This window comes from Rhizobium sp. 01L410 (assembly GCF_056400165.1).
The window spans coordinates 1-22546 of sequence record NZ_JBFTST010000011.1 but is presented as its reverse complement, the minus strand read 5'-3'; the positions used below and the strand labels follow the sequence as shown (position 1 = coordinate 22546).

General features: G+C 60.1%; 25 protein-coding genes, 1 tRNA gene and 2 pseudogenes. 12 read left to right on the top strand and 16 right to left on the bottom strand.

Features of this window, described 5'->3' with window-relative positions:
• Nucleotides 1–181 precede the first annotated feature (181 nt).
• Nucleotides 182–1267: an acyl-CoA dehydrogenase family protein gene (locus tag AC1DV9_RS22145; protein WP_477950063.1), complete on the top strand. Its 1086-nt coding sequence runs from the start codon at nucleotides 182–184 to the stop codon at nucleotides 1265–1267.
• Here AC1DV9_RS22145 and AC1DV9_RS22140 read toward each other — a convergent pair whose 3' ends face one another.
• Nucleotides 1268–1738, bottom strand: coding sequence for an RrF2 family transcriptional regulator (locus AC1DV9_RS22140; protein ID WP_477950062.1), 471 nt, complete (start codon nucleotides 1736–1738; stop codon nucleotides 1268–1270).
• Nucleotides 1739–2172: 434 nt separating this feature from the next.
• Between AC1DV9_RS22140 and AC1DV9_RS22135 the strand changes: the two genes are divergently transcribed.
• Nucleotides 2173–3321, top strand: coding sequence for a porin (locus AC1DV9_RS22135; protein ID WP_112518359.1), 1149 nt, complete (start codon nucleotides 2173–2175; stop codon nucleotides 3319–3321).
• 105 nt (nucleotides 3322–3426) lie between these two features.
• Here the strand turns inward: AC1DV9_RS22135 and AC1DV9_RS22130 are convergent, their stop codons facing one another.
• The gene (locus AC1DV9_RS22130; protein ID WP_477950061.1) at nucleotides 3427–3882 is read right to left on the bottom strand and encodes an RrF2 family transcriptional regulator; all 456 of its coding nucleotides are present in this window, start codon (nucleotides 3880–3882) and stop codon (nucleotides 3427–3429) included.
• A 79-nt stretch (nucleotides 3883–3961) separates the two neighbouring features.
• Complete coding sequence (locus tag AC1DV9_RS22125; RefSeq protein WP_477950060.1) at nucleotides 3962–4378, bottom strand: hypothetical protein; 417 nt, start codon at nucleotides 4376–4378, stop codon at nucleotides 3962–3964.
• A gap of 43 nt (nucleotides 4379–4421) precedes the next feature.
• On the opposite strand from AC1DV9_RS22125, the gene AC1DV9_RS22120 reads away from it, so the two are divergent.
• Nucleotides 4422–4736 (top strand): hypothetical protein, encoded by a 315-nt coding sequence (locus AC1DV9_RS22120; protein WP_477950059.1) that lies wholly within the window; start codon nucleotides 4422–4424, stop codon nucleotides 4734–4736.
• Nucleotides 4737–4862: 126 nt separating this feature from the next.
• Here AC1DV9_RS22120 and katG read toward each other — a convergent pair whose 3' ends face one another.
• A complete protein-coding gene (gene katG / locus AC1DV9_RS22115) occupies nucleotides 4863–7055 on the bottom strand; it encodes a catalase/peroxidase HPI (RefSeq protein ID WP_477950058.1) in 2193 nt (730 codons plus the stop codon).
• Nucleotides 7056–7209: 154 nt separating this feature from the next.
• Between katG and AC1DV9_RS22110 the strand changes: the two genes are divergently transcribed.
• Nucleotides 7210–8127 carry a hydrogen peroxide-inducible genes activator gene (locus AC1DV9_RS22110; RefSeq protein WP_477950057.1) on the top strand — a complete coding sequence of 306 codons (918 nt, stop codon included), beginning with the start codon at nucleotides 7210–7212 and terminating at the stop codon, nucleotides 8125–8127.
• Between the two features lie 140 nt (nucleotides 8128–8267).
• On the opposite strand, the gene AC1DV9_RS22105 is transcribed toward AC1DV9_RS22110, so the two are convergent.
• From AC1DV9_RS22105 to AC1DV9_RS22075, 7 genes are all read right to left on the bottom strand, one after another.
• Entirely contained in the window at nucleotides 8268–8927 is a 660-nt protein-coding gene (locus AC1DV9_RS22105) for a peroxiredoxin (RefSeq protein WP_310293862.1), read from the bottom strand.
• A gap of 77 nt (nucleotides 8928–9004) precedes the next feature.
• On the bottom strand, nucleotides 9005–9601 hold the full coding sequence (locus AC1DV9_RS22100) for an RBBP9/YdeN family alpha/beta hydrolase (RefSeq protein WP_477950056.1): 597 nt from the start codon (nucleotides 9599–9601) through the stop codon (nucleotides 9005–9007).
• A 12-nt stretch (nucleotides 9602–9613) separates the two neighbouring features.
• Nucleotides 9614–9754 carry a hypothetical protein gene (locus tag AC1DV9_RS22095; RefSeq protein WP_310293858.1) on the bottom strand — a complete coding sequence of 47 codons (141 nt, stop codon included), beginning with the start codon at nucleotides 9752–9754 and terminating at the stop codon, nucleotides 9614–9616.
• A gap of 10 nt (nucleotides 9755–9764) precedes the next feature.
• The gene (locus AC1DV9_RS22090; RefSeq protein WP_162706082.1) at nucleotides 9765–9920 is read right to left on the bottom strand and encodes a hypothetical protein; all 156 of its coding nucleotides are present in this window, start codon (nucleotides 9918–9920) and stop codon (nucleotides 9765–9767) included.
• A 24-nt stretch (nucleotides 9921–9944) separates the two neighbouring features.
• Nucleotides 9945–10118, bottom strand: a complete 174-nt coding sequence (locus tag AC1DV9_RS22085; protein ID WP_162698748.1) for a hypothetical protein — start codon at nucleotides 10116–10118, stop codon at nucleotides 9945–9947.
• Between the two features lie 4 nt (nucleotides 10119–10122).
• Entirely contained in the window at nucleotides 10123–10680 is a 558-nt protein-coding gene (gene msuE / locus AC1DV9_RS22080) for an FMN reductase (RefSeq protein ID WP_477950055.1), read from the bottom strand.
• Between the two features lie 174 nt (nucleotides 10681–10854).
• Nucleotides 10855–12261 carry an FAD/NAD(P)-binding protein gene (locus AC1DV9_RS22075; RefSeq protein ID WP_477950054.1) on the bottom strand — a complete coding sequence of 469 codons (1407 nt, stop codon included), beginning with the start codon at nucleotides 12259–12261 and terminating at the stop codon, nucleotides 10855–10857.
• A 240-nt stretch (nucleotides 12262–12501) separates the two neighbouring features.
• Here AC1DV9_RS22075 and AC1DV9_RS22070 point away from each other — a divergent pair, with 240 nt between their 5' ends.
• From AC1DV9_RS22070 to AC1DV9_RS22060, 3 genes are all read left to right on the top strand, one after another.
• Nucleotides 12502–13335 (top strand): MetQ/NlpA family lipoprotein, encoded by an 834-nt coding sequence (locus tag AC1DV9_RS22070; protein ID WP_112390336.1) that lies wholly within the window; start codon nucleotides 12502–12504, stop codon nucleotides 13333–13335.
• A gap of 91 nt (nucleotides 13336–13426) precedes the next feature.
• Nucleotides 13427–14509, top strand: a complete 1083-nt coding sequence (locus AC1DV9_RS22065; RefSeq protein ID WP_477950053.1) for a methionine ABC transporter ATP-binding protein — start codon at nucleotides 13427–13429, stop codon at nucleotides 14507–14509.
• Nucleotides 14490–15143, top strand: a complete 654-nt coding sequence (locus tag AC1DV9_RS22060) for a methionine ABC transporter permease (RefSeq protein ID WP_477950052.1) — start codon at nucleotides 14490–14492, stop codon at nucleotides 15141–15143. Before AC1DV9_RS22065 ends, AC1DV9_RS22060 begins: the two co-directional genes overlap by 20 nt.
• A 182-nt stretch (nucleotides 15144–15325) precedes the next feature.
• Here the strand turns inward: AC1DV9_RS22060 and AC1DV9_RS22055 are convergent, their stop codons facing one another.
• The gene (locus AC1DV9_RS22055) at nucleotides 15326–16594 is read right to left on the bottom strand and encodes a glycosyltransferase family 4 protein (protein ID WP_477950051.1); all 1269 of its coding nucleotides are present in this window, start codon (nucleotides 16592–16594) and stop codon (nucleotides 15326–15328) included.
• Nucleotides 16594–17943 carry an O-antigen ligase family protein gene (locus AC1DV9_RS22050; protein ID WP_477950050.1) on the bottom strand — a complete coding sequence of 450 codons (1350 nt, stop codon included), beginning with the start codon at nucleotides 17941–17943 and terminating at the stop codon, nucleotides 16594–16596. The genes AC1DV9_RS22055 and AC1DV9_RS22050 overlap by 1 nt, the downstream gene beginning before the upstream one ends.
• Before the next feature lie 718 nt (nucleotides 17944–18661).
• On the opposite strand from AC1DV9_RS22050, the gene AC1DV9_RS22045 reads away from it, so the two are divergent.
• The 4 genes from AC1DV9_RS22045 (at nucleotide 18662) to AC1DV9_RS22030 (ending at nucleotide 21128) form a co-directional block, all read left to right on the top strand.
• The gene (locus tag AC1DV9_RS22045; RefSeq protein WP_477950049.1) at nucleotides 18662–19012 is read left to right on the top strand and encodes an HNH endonuclease signature motif containing protein; all 351 of its coding nucleotides are present in this window, start codon (nucleotides 18662–18664) and stop codon (nucleotides 19010–19012) included.
• A 765-nt stretch (nucleotides 19013–19777) separates the two neighbouring features.
• Nucleotides 19778–20092 (top strand): ArsR/SmtB family transcription factor, encoded by a 315-nt coding sequence (locus AC1DV9_RS22040; protein WP_477950048.1) that lies wholly within the window; start codon nucleotides 19778–19780, stop codon nucleotides 20090–20092.
• Nucleotides 20089–20460: an SRPBCC family protein gene (locus tag AC1DV9_RS22035; protein WP_477950047.1), complete on the top strand. Its 372-nt coding sequence runs from the start codon at nucleotides 20089–20091 to the stop codon at nucleotides 20458–20460. The genes AC1DV9_RS22040 and AC1DV9_RS22035 overlap by 4 nt, the downstream gene beginning before the upstream one ends.
• Before the next feature lie 44 nt (nucleotides 20461–20504).
• On the top strand, nucleotides 20505–21128 hold the full coding sequence (locus AC1DV9_RS22030) for an ATP-dependent Clp protease proteolytic subunit (RefSeq protein ID WP_477950046.1): 624 nt from the start codon (nucleotides 20505–20507) through the stop codon (nucleotides 21126–21128).
• A gap of 347 nt (nucleotides 21129–21475) precedes the next feature.
• Here AC1DV9_RS22030 and AC1DV9_RS22025 read toward each other — a convergent pair whose 3' ends face one another.
• Nucleotides 21476–21613: a hypothetical protein gene (locus AC1DV9_RS22025; RefSeq protein WP_477950045.1), complete on the bottom strand. Its 138-nt coding sequence runs from the start codon at nucleotides 21611–21613 to the stop codon at nucleotides 21476–21478.
• Between the two features lie 21 nt (nucleotides 21614–21634).
• Nucleotides 21635–21838 (bottom strand): annotated as a pseudogene (locus AC1DV9_RS22020) (OsmC family protein); the annotation flags it as partial.
• Between AC1DV9_RS22020 and AC1DV9_RS22015 the strand changes: the two are divergent.
• Nucleotides 21824–22384, top strand: a pseudogene (locus tag AC1DV9_RS22015) (acyl-CoA dehydrogenase family protein); the annotation flags it as partial. The pseudogenes AC1DV9_RS22020 and AC1DV9_RS22015 overlap by 15 nt on opposite strands.
• A 77-nt stretch (nucleotides 22385–22461) precedes the next feature.
• Here the strand turns inward: AC1DV9_RS22015 and AC1DV9_RS22010 are convergent.
• Nucleotides 22462–22538 (bottom strand) — tRNA-Met (locus AC1DV9_RS22010).
• Nucleotides 22539–22546: the final 8 nt, after the last annotated feature.

The window sequence follows — 22546 nt, the reverse complement described above, 5'->3', positions numbered from 1 at the left end:
ATCCCGCGCTGTGCTGGAAGCCGTGAAGTGCGAATTGTGAGCTTTACGAAATAGTTAGGCAAAAGGCTGCGGCTGGCAAGCTGGTAGAAAAATTCAAACCGTACCGATTTTGTAGAAAATGCGGCCTTATCAACAAGGATGGGATCGATCACTCATACGGACATCAGGAAGAGAATGACCGATGGGAACAGTATCGCAATTGCACGACCGGCTGAGACCGGCCGCACACCGGATCGGAAGCGAGGAAGAAGCGGTGGCCGCGGCGCGCCGCCTTGCCGCCGATTTCAGGCGCCAGTCGAGCGAACGCGACATCAATCGCATCCTTCCCCATTCCGAGCTCGACTCGCTGTCGCTCTCGGGACTGACGGCGATCACCGTGCCTCCCGAATATGAAGGTCTTGACGTCAGCAACGCGCTGCTGGCGGAGATCGTCGCGATCATCGCCGAGGGAGATGCCTCGATCGGCGAATGCTTGGCAGTCCATTTCGCGGCTTTGGAGGGTTTGCGGCAGCACGCTGGCGACGATCTCAAGCGCCCGCTGTTCACTCGCGCCTTGGCGGGAGACCGCTTTGCCGAAGCAAGCTTCGACACCGATGCTGTGACCGCCCTTCCCCTCGGCCACCGCATCAATGGCCGCAGCCGGCAGGCAACAGCCGTGCTCTTCGCCGACTGGTTGGCGATCTCGACGCCCGGTAGCAACCTTCTGCTTTATCTTGCCCGTAGCAGCGAAGGCCTGCAGGTGGTCGACAGCTGGGACGGCTTCGGCCAACGCACCAACGGTACCGCGGCTTTGATCGCAGAGAATGTTCAGACCAATGCAGATGCGGCTGTCAGCCAGGAGGCACCGGCCGTTGCGATCGCCTCGCTGCTGCATGCCGGCGTTGATCTCGGCATCGCCCGCGCCGTTCTGTCGGAATTGCAGGAAGCCGAAATCATGCCGCCTGCCGCAGGCGGGCTGATTGTCGGCATCGAAGCCGCGGCAGCCCTCCTGGAGCGGGCAGGACACCGGCTCGATATCGCCCAGATCAATTCAGGGACGGCGATCACCGAAGCGGAGTTTTCCGCCACCGCCGCGCAGGCGCATTCAAGCGAACTGGCATTACGCACCGCCGCCGCCATTTTCGAGATCGCCAAGGGTGACGTGGGCGGCATCGGCCGTAACCTCGACAGGCACTGGCGCAATGCCCGCATCCGGGCGCTCGGCGGCAAGCTCGCAGGCTTGCATGCGAAAGCAGTCGCCTATTATGGCCCTAACTGGGAAATCTGATCAGCCGGCCGCCGAAACCGGCAGAACCTCGGCGGCGTCGGCATCGCCGAGCTTGCCATCCTTGGCGACGAACTGTTCCAGCGTCATGTTGTCGAGGATGTCGGCGATTGCGTCACGAACCTCGGTCATCGACCGGCGGACATGGCAGGTCTCGGGATCCGAACAGTCGTCGCAGGCTTCATAAGCCGTGCGGCTGGCGCAGCGGATCGGTGCCAGCGGACCGTCGAGCGTACGGATGACATGGCCAATTCGAATTTCCGATGCCGGACGCGACAGCGAGTAACCGCCGCCCGGTCCCTTCTTCGAGCGCAGGATGCCGACATTGCGAAGCTCGAGCAGGATCGTATCGAGGAACTTCTTCGGGATGTTGTTGCGCGCCGCGACGTCGTTGATGAACGCCGTCTCTCCGGGCGCCAGCCTGGCCAGATCGACCAGCGCCTTCAGCCCGTATTTTCCCTTTTTCGTCAGCATCTTCGATAGCCCTGCAGTATTCGCGCCATTATGCCTTCTTCTATTGTCAAATAACGCCGAAACCATGGGCGCGCAATGAAATAGCCAGCTTTTATATAGGTTACATCGGATTCCTGCGCAGAGTGCCGCCTTTTTCGCACAGGCGACGGCAGGATCCAGCCGTTTCTGTTTTATTTTCAATATCAAAGGCCTTGCTTCGCAGCTGCAGCATGCCCATATCTGCGTTTTCAGATCATCAATTTGTGTCGTTTTGGCAACAGGGGTCCGCAACAGCGTGATCTAACCGTATCTCACCTTGATACGGTTAGGCTGATGTGCGATCCAATACTCGCGGGTTGCCGCTTTCCCCTGAGGGGATTCGACAAAACTGGGATGGGTTTTTGACGCTGGTTTCTCGGCGCGATCTCCTGCGCCCGATTGAAAAAGGAACTGCTATGAACATTCGTTCTATTCTCATTGGTTCGGCGGCTGCGCTGAGCTCGGTGTCCGGCGCATACGCGGCCGACGCCATTGTTGCAGCTGAGCCGGAAGCTGTTGAATACGTTCGCGTTTGCGACGCTTACGGCACTGGCTACTTCTACATTCCGGGCACCGAAACCTGCCTCAAGATCGGTGGCTACCTCCGCTTCGACGTCGGCTTCGGCTTCGGCGATGCTTACAAGAACAACTCGAACGAAGACTGGTCTTCCCGTACCCGCGCTCACGTCGCCTTCGACGCCAAGAGCGACACGGAATACGGCACACTGACGAGCCGCATCGTTCTCGAAGCCAACAACCGTCCGGTTGCTACAGGTGCAAGCGGCATCACCGCAGAAAGCTCGACGACCCTCGGTGGCGTTTCCACCGGCACGATCATCGACCAGGCCTACATCGATATCGCTGGCCTGCGCGTTGGTAAGTTCACCAGCTGGTGGGACGACGACTTCTCGGGCGAAACCGATGCAATGGCGAACGTGACGAACACGAACGCTGTTCGCTATCAGTATGACGCTGGTGATTTCTACGCAGGCGTAGCGCTCGAAGAACTCGGCGGCAACGACGGCACCTTCACCCGCAGCTCGTCCTTCGTTGGCGGCACGGACGAGCGTGGCAACACCCTCGGCGTTGACGCTTCGGTCGGCGGCAAGTTCTCGAACTTCACCTGGGCTGTCTACGGCGGCTATGACGCTGGCAACCAGGAAGGCGCCGTCACGGCTCGTATCGGTGCAGACGTTGGCCCAGGCAAGGCTGAAGTTGCAGTCATCTGGTCGAGCGGTCTCGGCGATGCCGGCAACGGCGGCAACGCTTACTACGCAAACGGCGAATGGACGGTCGTTGCTCAGTACGCTCTGAAGGCAACCGACAAGTTCACCATCACCCCGGCAGCTCAGTACACCAACAACATCGTAACCGATGCTGACGGCAGCTGGGATGACGGCAGCATGTGGCGCGCCGGCGTGACCCTCGACTACCAGGTCGTTGAAAACCTGAATGCCAAGTTGACCGCGACCTACGTCAAGGAAGACTACGGCAATCAGACGGTTGACGGTAAGGGCGATGCCGACTGGGTTGAAGGCTTCTTCCGCCTGCAGCGCGACTTCTAATGAATTGACGTGCGGTTAGAGACGCACGTCAAGTGATCTGGTTGACCTCCGATCACAGTGAAGAAGCCCGGATTTCCCTCCGGGCTTCTTTTTTATTTGGAGTTTTTAGGAGTGGGTTGCGGCGCTAAGATCGCTGCGATCGAGTGCGCTGATCTGCTCGATGCAATCCTGCACGGTGACACCTTTCAGCACGCCTGCGACGGCGCTGTCGGCCTGCGCACTCAGCTGATCCGATACAGCGCCGATATTGCGGGTGACCGAGCAGATCGAGGGAATGCCTCCCCTTGCCGACCAGGCCTTCTGCTCCGGCAGCACGCTGCCATGAATGTCGAGAAGCTTGATGTCAGGTGCCGGCCTTGCAAGGCGTATCCCACCGCTGACCCCGTCGCTGGAGACGAGGATGCCGGATTTCGACAGAGTCGAGACGATTTTTCTGACAAAACTGGGGTTCGTGTCGAGACTGACGGCCAATAACGGGCTCGTCGTGCGAACGCCCGCGGTCTCGTTGACCGCGACCGTCACTACGATTTGCAGCGCTGTCGGAAACCGTGTGTCACTCATCAATTGTGACATACCGCCGAAACAGCAAAAAATCTAGAACCACTATCGCCGATTGCTGTGAATCGGCGAGTTGCAGTTGCTAGTGGCCGCGGTCGGCCACTTCAAAACTCGTGCCTTGCCCGGTCCCAAGCAGATCGGCGAGCGTCGAAGAGAGATCAATGCCATCGAGGTCGGCAATGGCTGCCGTGCGGGCCTTGTCGATCAGAGCATCATAGAGATAATCGAAGCTTGTCTTCGGCAGCTTGCGGGCCGGCGTGACGGCGGCATAAATTTCGGCAAGCGAGACCATGCGCGGCGACCGGGCAAGCCGGTAACCTTCATCATCGCCGCTGACAATATCTGCGAACTTCAAAAGGGCGAGGATCGCATCGGCGTCATGCTCGGCTATGCCGCCAATCCGGCAAATCTTGCGGTGCGGCGTCGTGCGCGACTGCGCCTGATTATAGGCAATAGCCAGAACGATGCGCAGCGCCGTCCTGAAAGTTTGGCTCGGCATCAAGTCGCTTTCCTCCGTCTCCCGCGTATCGGGATAGGAGGCGATGCCGAAGAGGGTTTTAAACAACTCGGGGCAAGGTGTGGTCATGGTGTGTATCGGCTGTAATTTCTTGGGAGGAATTATCAAAGCAGGATCGCCGCGTATGCGCCTGGGAGAAATTGGCGCCGCGGAGGATGAAATGGAGAGGGTTATCCGTATTGTTGTCAGGATCGACGGCCGTGCGTTCGCCGTACGGTCGTCTCGTCGCTCGCACGGCGCAATCGGCCAGTCGCGATATATCACGACGCTATCTGTAACGGCTGTTCCGGAGATTTTCCATCCCCGTAACTGGAACACACTGTCCAAAAAATGTGATTAATCCAGGCGTAAATTAGTCAGCGCAAATGGGTGCAAGGTATAATTCCACGAGATTCCGGCGACTTGTGGAATAAGAGCGCCAGATGTCTGGACGCGGCCTCTACCGCGTCCAGACGGATCTTATCGATCAGACGAGATCGAAACGGTCGGCGTTCATCACCTTGTTCCAGGCGGCAACGAAGTCCTTGACGAACTTCGCCTTGGCGTCTGCCTGGCCATAGACTTCGGCGATGGCACGCAGCTGCGAATGCGAGCCGAAGATCAGGTCGACGCGGGTACCGGTCCACTTGAATTCGCCGGTCTTGCGGTCGCGGCCTTCATAAACGCCGTCCTTGCCGGGAGCCGGAGCCCACTGCGTGCCCATATCGAGCAGGTTGACGAAGAAGTCGTTGGAGAGCGTTTCCGGGCGCGACGTGAAGACGCCATGCTCGGGAGCACCAGCCTTCAGCACACGCAGACCACCGAGGAGGACGGTCATCTCAGGCGCCGTCAGCGTCAGCAGCTGGGCACGGTCGACGAGTGCTTCCTCGGCCTTGAGGAACTGACTGCGCTTCCCGTTGACATAGTTCCGGAACGCGTCAGCGCGTGGCTCCAGCGCTGCGAAGGAAGCAGCGTCGGTCTGTGCATCGGACGCATCGGTGCGGCCCGGCGTGAACGGCACGTTGACGGACTGGCCGCCGGCCTTTGCCGCCTTTTCCACACCGGCAGCACCGGCCAGCACGATAAGGTCAGCCAGCGAGAGCTTCTTGCCGCTGTTCTGGGCGGCGTTGAACTCCTTCTGGATGCCTTCGAGAACGCCGAGAACCTTGGCGAGTTGGACCGGCTGGTTGGCTTCCCAATCCTTCTGCGGGGCAAGACGGACGCGCGCGCCATTGGCACCGCCGCGCTTGTCGGAACCGCGGAAGCTCGAGGCGGACGCCCAGGCGGTGGAGACCAGCTCCTGCACGGAAAGACCGGTCGAGAGAACCTTCTCCTTCAGCGCCGCGATGTCCGCATCGTCGATCAACTTGTGATCGACGGCCGGAACGACATCCTGCCAGATCAGATCTTCCGCGGGAACATCCGGACCGAGATAGCGGGCTTTCGGGCCCATGTCGCGGTGCGTCAGCTTGAACCAGGCGCGCGCGAACGCGTCGGCGAACTCGGCCGGGTTTTCCAGGAAGCGGCGCGAGATCTTTTCGTAGATCGGGTCGAAACGCAGCGCCAGGTCACTGGTCAGCATCGTGGGGCGATGCTTCTTCGACGCGTCGAAAGCATCAGGAACCGAAGCTTCGGCGGTCTTCGCCACCCACTGCTTGGCGCCTGCCGGGCTGGTGGTCAGCTCCCATTCGAAGCCGAAGAGGTTTTCGAAGAAAAAGTTGCTCCACTGCGTCGGCGTCTGCGTCCAGGTGACTTCGAGACCGCTGCCGATCGTGTCGCCTGCCCGGCCAGTGCCGAACTTGCTGTTCCAGCCAAGCCCCTGATCTTCGATCGCGCCGCCTTCCGGCTCGACACCGACGAGCGACGGATCACCCGCGCCGTGAGTCTTGCCGAAGGTGTGGCCGCCAGCGATCAGCGCCACGGTTTCTTCGTCATTCATCGCCATGCGGGCGAAAGTGTCGCGAATGTCGCGTGCCGACGCGAGCGGATCCGGATTGCCGTTCGGGCCTTCCGGGTTGACGTAGATGAGGCCCATCTGTACGGCGCCGAGCGGCTCTGCCAGCTCGCGTTCGCCGCTGTAGCGTTCGTCGCCGAGCCATGTGCCTTCAGGGCCCCAATAGAGTTCTTCAGGCTCCCATACGTCGGCACGGCCACCGGCAAAGCCGAAGGTTTTGAAACCCATCGACTCAAGCGCGACGTTGCCGGTCAGGATCAGTAGGTCGGCCCAGGAAATGCTGTTGCCGTATTTCTGCTTGATCGGCCACAGGAGACGGCGGGCCTTGTCGAGGTTGACGTTATCCGGCCAGCTGTTCAGCGGGGCAAAGCGCTGCTGCCCCTGACCGGCGCCGCCGCGGCCGTCGGTGATGCGGTAGGTACCGGCGCTGTGCCAGGCCATGCGGATGAACAGGCCGCCATAGTGACCGAAGTCGGCCGGCCACCATTCCTGCGAATCGGTCATCAGCGCGTGCAGGTCCTGCTTCAGCGCTTCGAGATCGAGCTTCTTGAACTCTTCGGCATAGTTGAAGTCCTCACCCATCGGGTCGGAGCGGACGGAATGGCCGTGCAGCATCTGCACGTTGAGCTGGTTCGGCCACCATTCGCGATTGCCTCTGGCGCGCGGCGTGTTACCGCCGTGCGGGACGGGACATTTGCCTGCGCTGTCGGGTTTCTGGTCGTCCATGACGTTCTCCTTGAATTATTCGATGATCTGCCGTCGACAGGCCGTGCCATCTGGCCGGCTGAGCGCCTCGGCGCCTCCTCCCTTACCCTCTTCTTATCGGAAGCATGTGATAAATTTAAGTTGGATTTACTGATTGCTGCGATAAGATAAAGTTATGAAGAACCTGACATTGAAACAGCTGCGCTATTTCGAGGCGCTCGCCCGCCACGGCCGTTTCCGCCTTGCCGCGGATGCCTGCGCCATCTCGCAGCCGGCGCTATCGATGCAGATCAAGGAGCTCGAAGAGGAACTGGGAAACGATCTCTTCGAACGCAGCGCCCGCGAGGTGAAGCTCACCGCCTTCGGCCAGATGTTCGCCTCCCGCGCTCATGACATTTTACGTGCCGTCGATGAGCTCGGCGATCTCGCCCGCGCATCGCGCGATCCGTTTCTGGCACGTTTGAGGATTGGCATTATCCCGACCGTTGCGCCCTATCTGCTTCCGGCAATCATAAACGATCTGAACGCCACATTCGACGGGATTCAGATCGACGTGCGCGAGACACAGACCGCAAAGCTCGTGCAGGAGCTGTCACGAGGCGATCTCGATCTGGCGATCGTCGCCCTCCCGGTCTCGGAACCGTCGTTGGCCGAACTGAAACTGTTCGACGAGGAATTCGTGCTCGTCCGCCGTCTGGAAGATGAAGGCCGCCCGGTTCCCGACCGCGACATGCTGCGCGAAATGCGGCTGCTGCTGCTCGAGGAAGGCCATTGCTTCCGCGAACAGGCACTGTCCTTCTGCCGCATCGGCCAGGCGCGGCCGCGGGAAATCATGGAAGGCAGCTCGCTCTCCACGCTGGTCCAGATGGTCGGCGCCGGCATCGGGGTCACGCTGATCCCGGAAATGGCCGTCCCAATCGAAACCCGCTCGGCGCAAGTCTCGATCGCCCGCTTCCAGTCGCCCCGGCCATCACGCACCATCGGCATGATCTGGCGCAACTCGACCCCGCTGGTCAGGCAACTGATGGAAATCGGCGAGGTGATCAGGAGGTCTGCGGGGAGTGCGCAGAGGCAGCATCACGCCGAGGCGTGAAGGCGCTTCGCTTGGAAGCGACGCTCCCGCCCGGAGCCCCGAAGGGTTGGATGAGGGGGCCACGAGCACGGCATTTCCCTCGTCTATTTGACGAGCATAGCAATGAGGGAGAGTTCAACGAACCCTCCCCTTAATCGACCTCAAGCAGCAGGCTGCTTCGTCTTGCGCAGATACGGCAGCACGGTATCGAACGAACCAAACCGCGCGATCGCATCCTCGTTGGAAACGGCGGCCGTGATGATCACGTCGTCGCCCTGCTGCCAGTTGGCAGGCGTCGCGACCTGATGCTTGGCGGTCAGCTGGATGGAATCGATGGCGCGCAGGATCTCCGCGAAGTTGCGGCCTGTCGTCATCGGATAGGTGAGAACAAGCTTGATCTTCTTGTCCGGGCCGATCACGAACACCGAGCGCACAGTCGCGTTATCCGCGGGCGTGCGGCCTTCCGAGCTCTCGCCGGCGCCGGCCGGCAGCATATCGTAGAGCTTGGCAACCTTCAGATCCTTGTCGCCGATCAGCGGATACTCGACCTCGAAGCCGGTCGCCGTCTTGATGTCGCCCTTCCACTTGGCGTGGCTTTCGACCGGATCGACCGAAATGCCGATGATCTTGACGCCGCGCTGACGGAATTCGCCCTCGAGCCCGGCCATGGCGCCGAGTTCCGTGGTGCAGACAGGCGTGAAGTTCTTCGGATGCGAGAACAGCACCGCCCAGCCATTGCCGATCCAGTCATGAAACTGGATAGGACCCTGGCTGGTGTCAGCACTGAAATCCGGGGCGACGTCATTGATGCGCAGGCTCATGGAATGGGACCTTTATGAAGATGGTGACAGCCAGGGGCTGGGAATGCCTCATGCCTGACCGGGTGAAATGTCCGCCGCTACGCTAGAGGAACTTCCCGCTCCAGTGAATGCCTTTTCGGCGGGATTTTGCTGAGATGCCGCGTCTTTGTTTTCAGCGTTTCGAACAGCCGGTAGCCGCCCGGCCAGCGGCCGTATCCGCTGGCGACATTGATGTGCCCGGCGAGCCCGGCATTGCGCAGATCGCTGCCCCAGAGCCTGGAGAACAGCGTCAGCCGCTCAAGCGACATGTAATGATCGTTGAGGCTGCCGACCAGCATGCTTGGAAACGGCAGCCATTCCGTCGGCATGGTGCCGAAGCCGATCTGGCCGGGATGCAGCTTGTCGGTAACCTTGAGATCACAAGGGGCGACCAGCAGCGCGCCCTTGACGCGCCGGGCCGCCGGCCGTCCGGCCAGACGGGCTGCCAGCAGGCAACCGAGGCTGTGGGCGACGATGAAGGCCTCGCCCGCCCGCTCCAGCTCCGTTTCCAGAGCTTCCAGCCATGGGGTGACGCGCGGATGATCCCAGTCTTCCTGCTGAACCAGACGGCTCTCGGGGTGATCCTTGAGCCAGGCGCTCTGCCAATGCGCCTCTTCCGATCCGAAAAGTCCGGGAACGATAAGTACCGGCGTCATGTCGTCTCCGATCTAGAGAATGCCGAACGTGATGGCAAAAAGCAGAGCAAAGGAGAGTGCCGCGGCAGCCGGTGCGGCTAGATCGGCGCTGCTGCGCAGGATCCGGCCGGACGGTGAAAGCGGCGCCGGGCGGCGGTCGTCGAAAACGGCCATGGCAGCCTCCTCAATACCAGGGCCCGGAAGCCGGGGTCCAATAGTAGAATTCATAGTCGCGGGCGCTAGGCTCCCGGTCGCCTTCGGAAAGCAGCGCCGCATCGAGCGGCTGCGGATGGCTGAGCGCCTGCCGCAGGATCGACAGGATTTCGAATACAAGCCTCATAACCCGGTTCTCCTCATGAGATCGTCAGATCGACTGGTTGCGTCTTGCATTGGCAAGCAGGTCTTCGGCACGGGCCACCGGGCCGAAAAGCATCAGCAGGCGGTTCTGTTCACGGACCGGAAGCCGGTAGCGGCGGGAAAAATCGAAGACGTTCCAGAGCTCGTCCGCCATCCGCAAACCCAAGCCAGCGCCGCCCATGACGTTACTCCGCGGCTTGAAGGTTGCGGCGCGAGGCCGGGAAGAAGGCCGCCAGTTCATCGACAACGGCGCCGATCCGGCCGGACAACGGTTCCGACGAGACCTTGTAGTCGGTGAAATCACGATCCGAAGCGTAGACGGCCGTCGGCAGCGTGTGGGCCATGAAAAAACCGAACAGCGGGCGCAGCTGATGCTCGACCATCAGCGCATGCCGGTCACCGCCACCGGTCGCAGTGATGATCACAGGCTTGGAGCGCAGCTCATGCGGCTCGATCAGATCGATCAGATGCTTGAAATGGCCAGGATAGGAGCCCTTGTAGGTCGGCGAGCCGACCACCAGCACGTCGGCATTGACGATATCGTCGATGACGGCGGCAGCCTGCGCGTCAAGCTCCTTACGCCACAGCGACGAACCAAGCGACGGACCGACGTCGTGCAGGTCGTAGACCTTCGTCGAGAAACCATAGCTTTCAGCCGCCAAACCGGCGATATGGTCGACGAGCGCGTAGGTCTTGGACGGGCGGTTGAAGCTGCCGGCGATTCCCACGAGGCGAAGGGGCATGTCTCTCTCCTTTAATCTTGCGCTAAATATTCTCTATAAATTTAGTGCACTAAAGGAATGGAATTCCTTTCTGGAGAGCGGCAGGGAAATTCGATCCCTCAGGTTGAGCTTTGTCCGGGATGGCAATGAGCCGCAGGCGAACAAGCGCCAAAACGGTGTGAAAAGGCGCCTCTGTCAGTCAGCCTGCAGCAGCTTGCGCTGCAACTCGGCTGCGACGAAGACCGAATGCTCGGTCACCTGCGGCAGGCCCATCAGTTCGCCGAAGGTACCACGCGCCAGCGGCCCGCCGATCAGCAGCGACGGTTCGGCGTCGCCTGCCCGGCCGATCGCCTCGCAACGATCGTTGCAGGCGATGCCCAGCCCCGTCGGATCGAGCTCCAGCCTGCCTGCCTCGGCCAGCTCGCTAAGCCAGAGCTGGCTCTGCAGGATGCCACCATGCGCCGGCCCCGTGGTCACCACCACGGCGTCGAAGGTCTTCGCCAGCGTGCTGCCGTTGCGAAGCCTCAGCGTGACGCCGATCTCCTCGCCATCACGTTCTGCATCGCGCACTGACGCGGCCAGCACCGAAAGCCGCCCCTCGCCGATTGCCTGATCGAGCGCCTCCTCCACCTGCGGAGCGATCCGGAAGCGATGCACATCCCAGAACGGACGCAGATGTCGGGCGATGCGCTGCCGCTCGGCAAGCGCAAGCCCCTGCCAGATCTGCCGTCCATGGCCGCGCACCTCGTCGATGACGGCGTGCCAGCTGACACCGGCCCTGTCCGCCTCGGCAATCGCCCGGCGAATGCTCTTCAGCAGCTGCGAAGCGGTCTTCGCGGGTTGCGCCGTGGAATCACCGAACGGCTCCTGCGCCACCGCGGCATGGCCGCGTGACCGCAAGCCGCGCCGGGAAGCGGAGACGATCTCGCCGTGATGACCAGCAAGCGACAGCGACGCGACGATATCGGCCGCTGTCAAACCATTGCCGACGATCAGCACACGGTCATCGGGGCGGATCGCATCGAGCGCGCCTGCAGCCGTCGGATCGGCAACATATCGCGGATGACCGGCGAGTGCGGCCTGCAGCCCGCGGGGTGCGGACGGTGCGGGATGCGTCGTGGCGATCACCAGATAGTCGGCGCGGGTCTCCGCACCGGCACTGTCGGAAATAACCCACTTATCCGATGTTTTCTCGACACCGGTCACCAACGCGCGCCTGTGGATGATCCTGCCCTCGTCAACGAGCGGCTGCACACGGGCGGCAATATAGGCGCCGAAAAGGCTGCGCCTCGGAAAGAGGCTGCCATCGGCGCGAACAGCCCGCGGATCGCCGACAACGCCATCGGTGGCGGCGATCCAGTCGAGAAAATCTTCCGGCCTATCGGGAAACAGGCTCATGCGGGCGGCGGGCACATTGATGCGGTGCGCCGCATCCGTCGTGTCGTAGGCGAGCCCGCGGCCAAGCTCCTCGCGCGGTTCGAAGACGATGATATCGGCCTGCCCAGGTGCAAGCGCTTGTGCAAGATGATAGGCGGCACCGGCGCCGGATACGCCCCCGCCAATAATTGCCACGACCTTGGAAAGACCGCCACCGCTGTTCATCACGTTATCGTACCTGGATCATTCACTGCTGCAATCCGCAATAAGGCGGATCGTCATTCCGCACAACCAATATACTCTATAAAAAATGTGGAATTTTATTCGGCGAGCTCCGCAGCTTTCGCAAGAGTTTTTCCGGCCTGCATTCGAGAAGAGACACCCGTGCTTCGAAGGCGCGCCCGTGATCTGACATGCTTTTGGCTGTTTAGAGATCAATTCTCATCATCAAGACGGGACAATAATATGAACAAGACTTTCTCCACGCTCGCCCTGACGCGCCGCGCAAGCCTCGCAGCGCTCGCCGTTTCGGCCGTCGCGCTGGCAACCTTTGCCGCACCGCTTCCTTCGGTCGCAGCCGACAAATCCATCAAGGTCGGCATCATGAGCGGCGAGGACGAAGACGTCTGGCGCGTCGTGACCGCCGAAGCCGCCAAGAAGGGTCTCAAGATCGAGACCATCGCCTTCAACGACTACACCCAGCCGAACGAAGCGCTGGAACGCGGCGAAGTCGATGCCAACGCCTTCCAGCATCAGCCCTACCTCGACAACCAGATCAAGACGCATGGCTACCATATCGTTCGGGTCGGCTATACCGGCGTCTGGCCGATCGGCCTCTACACCAAGAAGTACAAGACGGTCGCCGAGATCCCCGAGGGCGCCATTATCGGCGTGCCGAACGACCCCTCGAACGAAGGCCGTGCGCTGCGCGTGCTGCAGAATGAGGGCCTGATCAAGCTCAAGGACGGCACCGGCATTCTCGCCACCCTCGCCGATGTCACCGAGAACCCGAAGAAGCTCGAGATCAAGGAACTCGACGCCGGCATCGTCGGCCGCTCGATCGACGATCTCGACGGCGCCGTCGTCAATACCGACTGGGCGCTGAAGAGCGGTCTGTCTCCGAAGGAGCGCATCGCGCAGGAACCGATCGCCGACAACCCCTACCGCAACTTCATCGCCGTCAAGGAAGACAACAAGGACGCCGATTGGGTGAAGACGCTGGTTTCGGCCTATCAGAACGACACCGTCAAGGCCGAGTTCGACAAGGTCTACAAGGGCACGGGCCTGAGCGCCTACTAAGTCAAAATTCGCGCTGGGGGAAAGGCGCGAATCCAAGGCGGTCCGGACGTCAGTCGTCCGGACCGCCTTGGGCATTTCTGAAGGAAAGACAATGAATTCATACGTGTCCGCCCCGGCAATCGGGGCGAAGCAGGATGCCGCGGCCGATGTCGTCCGACTGGTTGACGTCAAGCGCCGCTTCGGCGAGACGCCCGCCCTCGACGGCATTTCGCTGACGGTCAGGAAAGGCGAAATCTTCGGCATCATCGGCCGCAGCGGCGCCGGCAAATCGACGCTGATCCGCTGCCTGAATGGTTTGGAGCGGGCCGATAGCGGCGAAATCCATATCGAGGGCCGCGATATCACCGGCCTTCCGGAAAGCGCGCTTCAGCCGCTGCGCCGCCGGATTGGCATGATCTTCCAGCATTTCAATCTGCTGTCGTCGAAGACAGTCGAGGAAAACATCGCCCTGCCGCTGAAGATCGAAGGCGTTGCGAAGGCCGAACGCCTGAAGCGGGCACGCGAACTGCTCGATCTCGTCGGTCTCGCAGACAAGGCGAAGGCCTATCCCTCATCGCTGTCAGGCGGCCAGAAGCAGCGCGTCGGCATCGCCCGTGCGCTGGCAGCCCGCCCGGCCCTGCTTCTCTCCGACGAAGCGACATCCGCACTCGATCCGGAAACCACCCGCTCGATCCTAGCGCTGCTGAAGGACATCAACCGCAAGCTCGACCTGACGGTGGTGCTGATCACCCACGAGATGGAAGTGATCCGCGGCATTGCCGATCGCGTCGCCGTCATCGATGCGGGCAGGATCGTCGAGGAAGGCCAGGTCTGGTCGGTCTTCGGCAATCCGCAGAGCACGATCACGAAGAGCCTGCTCGGCAGCATCCGCCCGCAGCTTCCGGAGCATATCGCCGCCAGGCTTTCGCCCGAGACCGGGACCGAAGCGATCCTCAGCGTCGATCTCGCCGGACCGGAGGCGCAGGGCGCGCTGTTTGCCGATCTTTCGGCAGCACTCCCGCATTCCTTCCGCCTCGTCCATGGCGGCATCGATCACATCCAGAACCAACCGGTGGCACGTTTCTTCATCGCCGTCCCGGCCCGCGATCCCGGCCTCAAGGGTAAGGTCGAACAATTTCTGACGGCCCGCTCGGCGCGGGTGGAGGTACTCGGCTATGACACCGATCATGCTTGACTTGCTGCTGCGGTCGCTCTGGGAAACCATCCTGATGACCGCCGCATCCGGCATCATCTCGCTGGTCGCCGGTCTGCCGCTCGGCCTAGCCCTGGTGCTGACGGCCCGCGGCGGCATTGCCGAAAACCGCTGGATCAATAGCGTCGTCGGCGCCGTCATCAACGGTTTCCGCTCGGTGCCCTTCATCATCCTTCTGGTGGCGCTGATCCCGCTGACGCGGCTGATCGTCGGCACCGCTCTCGGCACCTGGGCAGCGATCGTGCCGCTGGCCATCGCCGCGACACCCTATTACGCCCGCATCGCCGAAGTGTCGCTACGCGAAGTCGACCGCGGTCTGATCGATGCCGTCCGCGCCATGGGCGGCAATCGCTGGACGATCATCCGCGAGGTGCTGGTGCCCGAAGCCCTGCCCGGCATCGTCGCGGGCTTCACGGTAACGCTGGTGACCCTGATCGGCGCCTCGGCAATGGCCGGTGCGATCGGTGCCGGCGGCCTCGGCGATCTGGCGATCCGCTACGGCTACCAGCGCTTCGAGACATCGGTAATGATCGCCGTCGTCGTCGTCCTCATCGTACTGGTCTGCGGCATCCAGTGGCTCGGCGACCGTCTGGTGGAGCGGCTGGATCACCGCTGAGACTTCGCCAAATGTCAGATGGCGCGCCGGGCAGCCGGCGCGCCATCTCATCATTATGCTCATGCGACTGGCCGCCGATGCCGCCGCTGCGTTCGCATAGTTCCAGCATCTGTTGCCCGAGATGGCAGGCCTCGCAACCACGAGGCAGAGCAGCGCTACTCTGGCGTCAAAAATTGAACAACCTAACGCTTTATCGCGCGAAGAGCGGCCAAGACTTCCCCTGCGACAGTCTTCCAGGTGCGCAGCCGGGGCTTGGCCTCCGCTATCTGCTGCCGCAGGCTTTCGCGGTACGCTGTATCCTGCATCAACTTGTCGACCAGCGCTGCAAGCGCATCCGGATCATCCGGATCGAAATAGAGACCCAGGTCACCGCAAACTTCGCGCAGGACCGGGGCGGTCGAGCAGATCGCCGGCGTTCCGCACCACAGTGCTTCACCGGCGGGCAGCCCCCAGCCTTCTATGCGGCTCGGAACCACTACCGCGAGGGCATTGGTATACAGACGGACGAGATCGGTCTGACTGGGGTTCTTGGCAAAAATAATATGATCGCGAATTGGGCGCAACGCGGCCTGCTCCGCGTAGCGCTTAAGTCTCTTCCGGGGAGCACCGGCAAGAACAAGATTGGGAACTTCACGGCCTGCCGCCTTCATCCGCAGCAGTGCATTAAACACCACCTCGATATTCTTTCGGCCAAGATTAACCCCCACGGAAAGCAGGTAAGGTGCCGCAGGCAGGCTGATTTCCGGAGCCTCGACACCATCAGGACAATGGTGAACCAGCGGTACGACCGCGACCGGCCCCGGTTTCGGCAGCATTCTTGCCGCAGCAAAGCGTCCGAGTTCATCCCTTGTGAATTCGGAATTGGCGAGGATCAGTTTCGACCGCTCGATAACGAAGCGGTTGTCCCGCAGGAAATTGCGGTCGAAACGACGGAACCGCTTTGTGGCACCATTATGCAGTGGCATAAAATCATGAAGCAGCGGCACGACGTCCGCCTTGGATCCCGCAGTCTTCAATGCCTTGATCATATCGACGATCAACTTCGGCCGCCCCGCCGAAACGAATAACCCATCCTGGATATCGATCTTCGAAAGGCTACTTGCGTTCTTCTCCCAGAGCCGTTTGTTGCGCCTCGATGCCATCGAGATATTGAGCAGATGCGCAATGCCCGACAGCAGAAACGCTCCGCCGTAATATGTCCGAAACCAGCGCTGCCCGACATTCTCCGGCAAATCAAATACCACCGTGCCATCGGCGGCTCTGTGCCATTTCACTTCGTAGAAGCATCGCGTGCCAAAAGAAAAAACAACGAAGCGGATATTCTCATCAAGTGGAGCGGCCTCTTTGCCGACCTCGACAACCGTGCGCGCGATGCCATAATTTTGGATGCGCCGAGCCGAAGCAGACAGCAGAGCTTCTGTGATATCAAAGAAAACGGTATCTTGCGGCATCAGGTGCGCTCGTTCTGCGGGCGTTTTGCTCGAACCATATCGCTTGTCAGAGCGAACAAGAAGCCGAGCAGCAAACTGAAATAATGCAGGTAAAAATCGAGACTTAGAAAAGAATCGAAGACCATCGCTATGCCCCAAAGCCCGGTGACAGACAACGTCAAAACTGCCCGGTTAGCGGGTGGAAGGCCATAGGAGAGCAGATAGGGCGTGAACAAGAACAGCAAGCCAAAACATAAGAAAACGATCCCCCCGGTCACCAGCCACGACAGATACTGATTATGGTTATGCTCGAAACCAAACCGATCTTGAATGATCGTCCGAAGTGACAGTGCACCGTGACCAAAGAAAGGCGCTTCACGAATAGCATTCGCTGATACCGCCCACATATCCAGGCGTAGCGTTATCGAGGGATTACCAGACCGTCGAGCTGCATCGCGCTCGGCTTCAGCGCGTAATGCATCTCCTTTACCCTCACTGCCTTCAGTTTGAGTTGCAGCGCCAGATCCGGTCGCGCGCATTGAAGTGCCAACATCATCCGCATACGCATTGCGCACCATGTCGAAGAGAGCGGGTAGTCTGCCAAAATTATTGCATCCAGTTACCGCTTGCACTGGGAAACAGAGCAACACTCCGATGGCGGCACATGCCAAAAGCTCAGTCGCGGTGGGCAGACCAGCCTGAAACTTGTGCGACAACCGCAGCAGAATAAATGCCGCAAGCACAGCAAACTGTCCAACGCCGACACCGCGTGCGCCGGTATAGCCGAGCACGACAACGACGCTGAGAGAGACCAGCGCAAGCCGCAAAAAACGCGCGCGCTTCGACAACCGCTCCCAGTCAAGGAGCAACAGGAAAGACAACGTCGCAAAAATAACGGCCGGAATGAACGGCCAAGCAGCTTCCGCACGCACGCGACAGTCGTCTTGGATGCGGAGGAACATGTAGCCGCTCAGTACGGCGAATGCGGCAACAAGCGACCAAGGAGCGATTGCATGAAATCGCGCATGGAGATTCTTGATCTGTTGGCCGCGGAAAAAGCCGATGCCCGCCATCACGGCAGCGATTGCATAAAGCTCGATGTCCGGATTTCTTGGCGGCTTCTCGCCCGGCTGAAGACCTGGGTAGAAGATTAGCAGCAAAAAGCAGAAAGCAAGATAGCCGACCACCGGAAGCGCAAACCGTAGAATTGCTCCACGCGACTTTGCATAATCCGATTTCGTCCAGAACAGGAAGATCGGCAGCACACCGACGACGGCCAAATAGGGGACGATCTTGCCTGCCAGGAAAAGCGCGAATACCAATCCCACGATGAACCCATCGTCCAGAACCGCCCGCGCCTTGGAAAACATAGCCGCCTCACACATTATTCAAGAGCCGGAAATGCACCATCCAGCATCAGCTTCGCTGCAAATAAGCCTCATCGCCGCGGCGTGGCAAGCATTGTTTTCAAAAACGGGACGGCAACCCGAAGTACATGTTTGACGAGTAAAATAAGGCCTTCATCGGCAATACACAGACACAATCTCGATAGTGGAAAATCGCCCAATCAAGACCACAGCCTATGATTGCCGCCCATGGTGCAGCGTATGCCACTTCAGCCCTGCCAATAGCTTTTGGCGGCCGGTGAAGCTCGCCCTTCCCAGGAAAGGGTGCCCACGTTGATGGTCCTCTCTTCCGCACAGCATGCCGATCCCGACCATGGCGGCCGCGCAAAGCGCCTTCCACAAACTGTTCGTTGTTCTTACTCCTAGTTCTTGTTCCCATCATCGATGAAGCCCCCGCGAAGTCGCGTCGGCCTCACAGATGCCGTGCAGGTGATCGCGGCCTCGGAGCAGAGAATCGAGTGACCACCACGATCCAACTCCGATCGCAGCCGTGGCATACGTTTTCAGGTGTTATCGTCCGCGCCGTCCTTAGTAGCATTGACGCTTGAGGGGGTAGCGGGACATATAATCCGCATGCCAGCAAAGTTGATCCGGTTACATGAACCCAATATCTGAAATGCAGACTGGGATCGCCAAGAATTCGCTTCAAGCGAGCGTCAGATAAAGATTCGATTGAGGGCAAATGGCGCGCAAGAACCGAGATGAAATCGACCCATGGCATGTTGAGCCAGAACCAACGACTTGCCCGCTTTGTGAGCGCGTTATTCCTGACGATCAGCTAGAACACCACCATCTTGTCCCGAAGAGCAAGGGTGGCAAGGTGACTATAGCTTTGCACCGTGTTTGTCATCGCCAGATTCATGCGATCTTCACCGATGGACAACTGGCTAAAAGCTTTTCGACCGTCGTGACCCTACGCGAATACCCGGCGATCAAAAAGTTCGTGGGGTGGATAAAGACCAAGCCACCCGGATTTTCCGATGCCGCGAAGGAATCGAAAAGCGCTTCTGGCCGAAATCGAAGGCTCTCGTGATTCCGGGAATTGCACGCGAATAATTCGCCTGAGAGATACAGGATGCGCTTTCCTTACCCCGATCAGGCGCATCAGTGTCGCAGTTGACGTGCCAGTGTGATCACCCAAATAGACTCAATCCCGAAGAACAAGAGTGACAAAGTCTCCGGACCGATCAAGACTTGAACGCTGCCGCCGGCCGCAACGCTCGGACCGTCTGTGCGGGTCAAAGGCATCGTCCAGGAAATAAGGTCTCGCCTCCCCTAGACTATCCGCAAATCGCGCTTGACATCATCGCGGGTGAACTCACCCGCTTATGCGGAAGTTTCGAGCCGCTTCGACAGTACCACGGCCCTGAACGACGCCGACAGGCTGCCGATCATCCCCCGGGAAATACAGGACATCCGGACGATATCAGTGCCCGAGAGGCATCGATGGGTTGCGGACGGGCGCCCGCCGCCGGGCGACGGCAAGCAGGTTGTGCAGCTGAGCTGCCAGCGCCGGACAGCCTTTTAGAGTTCAAGCAACGCCTGTCAAACAACGATGCTCGGAAGTCGACCCCGCGTAAGAGCGAATGTCACGCCGGCCACTAAGCCGCCTCCGCTTTTTTCCCAAGTGCTGCCGGTGATGCGCCACGGGCTGACTGTTGCCATTGGCGCTATTGCTCCGGGCCTTCGCAATCGCATCCTCATCAAGCCGCAGGTAAGGGTTGCGTCGGATTAGCGATCACGAAACTCCGCTCCAGGTAGGCTTGCGAATCGCATAAGTGTGTGCTTATGTGTCTTTATGATCGAACACGATATTTTCCGCGCTCTGGCGGATCCCACCCGTCGCGCGATATTCGAAAAGCTGGCCAACGGCAGCATGAATGCCAGCACACTTCGCCAGGGCATGGATATCAGCCAGCCGGCGATGTCCCAGCATCTCGCCGTATTGCGAGCGGCAAAGCTGGTGCGCGAGCAAAAGGAGGGCCGCTTCGTGAACTATGAAGTTGATCCGGACGGGCTGGCCCTTATCGCAGAGTGGTTGGCGAAATACCGCGCTTACTGGCCCGCGCGAATCGATGCTCTCAAGCTCTTGCTGAAGGATATGGATCAATGAAGGACGTTAAGACCGAGATGCAGCCGACGATGCAGGAAAGCGCTTTCGAGCAAAGATACGAACTGGACGCGTCGCCGGATAAGGTCTGGCGGGCGATCAGTATCGCAGAATTCCGGGAGAGGTGGTTACCGAGTGAGGCGCTTGCCAATCCGCAGTCGCTCTCCGAAACGCCGGGCAAGGAAATCCGCTACAAAATGCGCGACGACCACCCACCCCATCTCGAAAGCACCGTCACCTTCACGATCGCCCCGAACAGCTCGGGCGGAACCAGCCTGCGGATCGTCCACGAGCTGACCGGCGCAACCTTCGAGCGGCTGACGAAGACAGTCGCCAACGGTAACAGTCCGCCCCTTATGCTCGCCGCCTGACGCGGCAAGCCTTCCCTAAAATCTCGAATGATTGGAGTTCGCCAATGCGCGAAGCGATGCAACTCGTCCCTATGGTCGTCGAACAATCCAGCAGGGGAGAGCGGTCTTTCGACATCTATTCCCGCCTGCTTCGTGAAAGGATCATCTTCCTCAACGGGGAGGTCAACGACACGGTCTCGGCCCTTGTCTGCGCACAGTTGCTTTTTCTGGAAGCAGAAAATCCAAAAAGGCCGATCAATCTCTATATCAATTCACCAGGCGGCGTCGTGACCAGCGGCCTCGCGATGTATGATACGATGCGTTATATTCACGCCCCGGTGCATACGCTCTGCATGGGAACCGCCCGCTCGATGGGCTCGTTCCTCTTGATGTCCGGCCAACCGGGCGAACGCACTGCACTTCCCAATGCCAGCATCCATATTCACCAGCCGTTGGGTGGTTTCCAAGGACAGGCTTCGGACATGCTGATCCATGCCGAGGAAATGCAGAAGACCAAGCATCGCATGACACGGCTCTACGCTGAGCATTGCGGCCGCACCTACGAAGACTTCGAGCAGGCGATGGACCGCGACCGCTTCATGACAGCCGAAGAAGCATTGGAATGGGGCCTTATCGACCGAATTCTAAATATTAGGGAAGGTGCCGCCGACGAGATCGGCGCGACATAGACAACCCTAGCGCAAACCGGAAACCGCATCCGCCGGGCGTTTCTACTTAGCGCGTTCTTCGCCAATTGCTACGTGTGGAGCGGCGAGACGGCATCCCCACACATTTGAGTTGCGCACGGCGCACCCTTTGTAACACCGGGCGCGAGATCGCGGCGGTGGTGTATTTCAACAGGCGGCGTTTGACGACGACTATGTCCTTGGAGTGGTCGACAAGGCCAGCAACGTAAATTCAAACCAAAAAGCCGCCGTGTTAAACAGCGGCTTTCTTTTCATGAAGGATTCTCGCGGACGGCTATTCGTTTCAAGTTCCGATGGACTACCTGTCCGCGCCGCGACCGGCATGCTGGTTACCAGTGGGATTGACCAGCAACCGTTACGACCGCAACAAGACCAGCCAACGGCGAAGGCTCTTGCGAGAAGATGTCATAGGCGCAGGGTGCGGCAAAGATGACCGCCGCCAATGCGCCCAGCAGGATATGTTTCATCAATATCTCCTCGGTGTCGGCTCAAACGACTGTCAGAGTAACGTTGATGTTGCCGCGTGTTGCCTTGGAATAGGGGCAGGTCTGATGAGCTTCATCGACGATCGACCGAGCGAGCTCCGGCTCCAGACCCGGCAGACTGATATTGAGGCGGGCCTGCAAAAAGTAAGCATCGCCCGTCATGCCGAGATCGACTTCCGCATCGACGACGGTATCGGCGGGAAGCTGTCTTTGCGCGCCTCGATCACCGGCGAGATCGTGCCGGACAGCGTCGAAGTGGGCGAAGACGCGATCCTTCCCGGCGTCTCGGGTCTCAAAGGCCCCTTCGGCTGCCTCAACCGCGCCCGCTACGGCATTTCCTGGGGTGTCATGGGTGCGGCCGAAGACTGCTGGTTCCGCGCCCGACAATACGGCCACGACCGCAAGCAGTTCGGCAAGCCGCTCGCCGGCATGCAGCTCTATCAGAAGAAGCTCGCCGACATGCAGACGGAGATCACCCTTGGCCTGCAGGGATCTCTGCGCGTCGGCCAGCTGATGGACCAGCACAAGATGGCGCCGGAGATGATCTCTATCGTCAAGCGCAACAATTGCGGCAAGGCGCTGGATATCACCCGCCAGGCCCGCGAAATGCACGGCGGCAACGGCATCCAGATCGAGTTCCACGTCATGCGCCATTCGCAGAACCTGGAAACGGTCAACACCTACGAAGGCACGCACGACGTCCACGCGCTGATCCTGGACCGTGCCCAGACCGGCATTCAGGCGTTCTTCTAGAGAATAGAGTTAAAACGCAAAAAGCCCGCTTAACGCGGGTTCTGTCTATTCTGTTGTACGTATCCATGAAGAGGATTTGGTTGCGGGGGCAGGATTTGAACCTGCGGCCTTCAGGTTATGAGCCTGACGAGCTACCGGGCTGCTCCACCCCGCGTCCAGCGT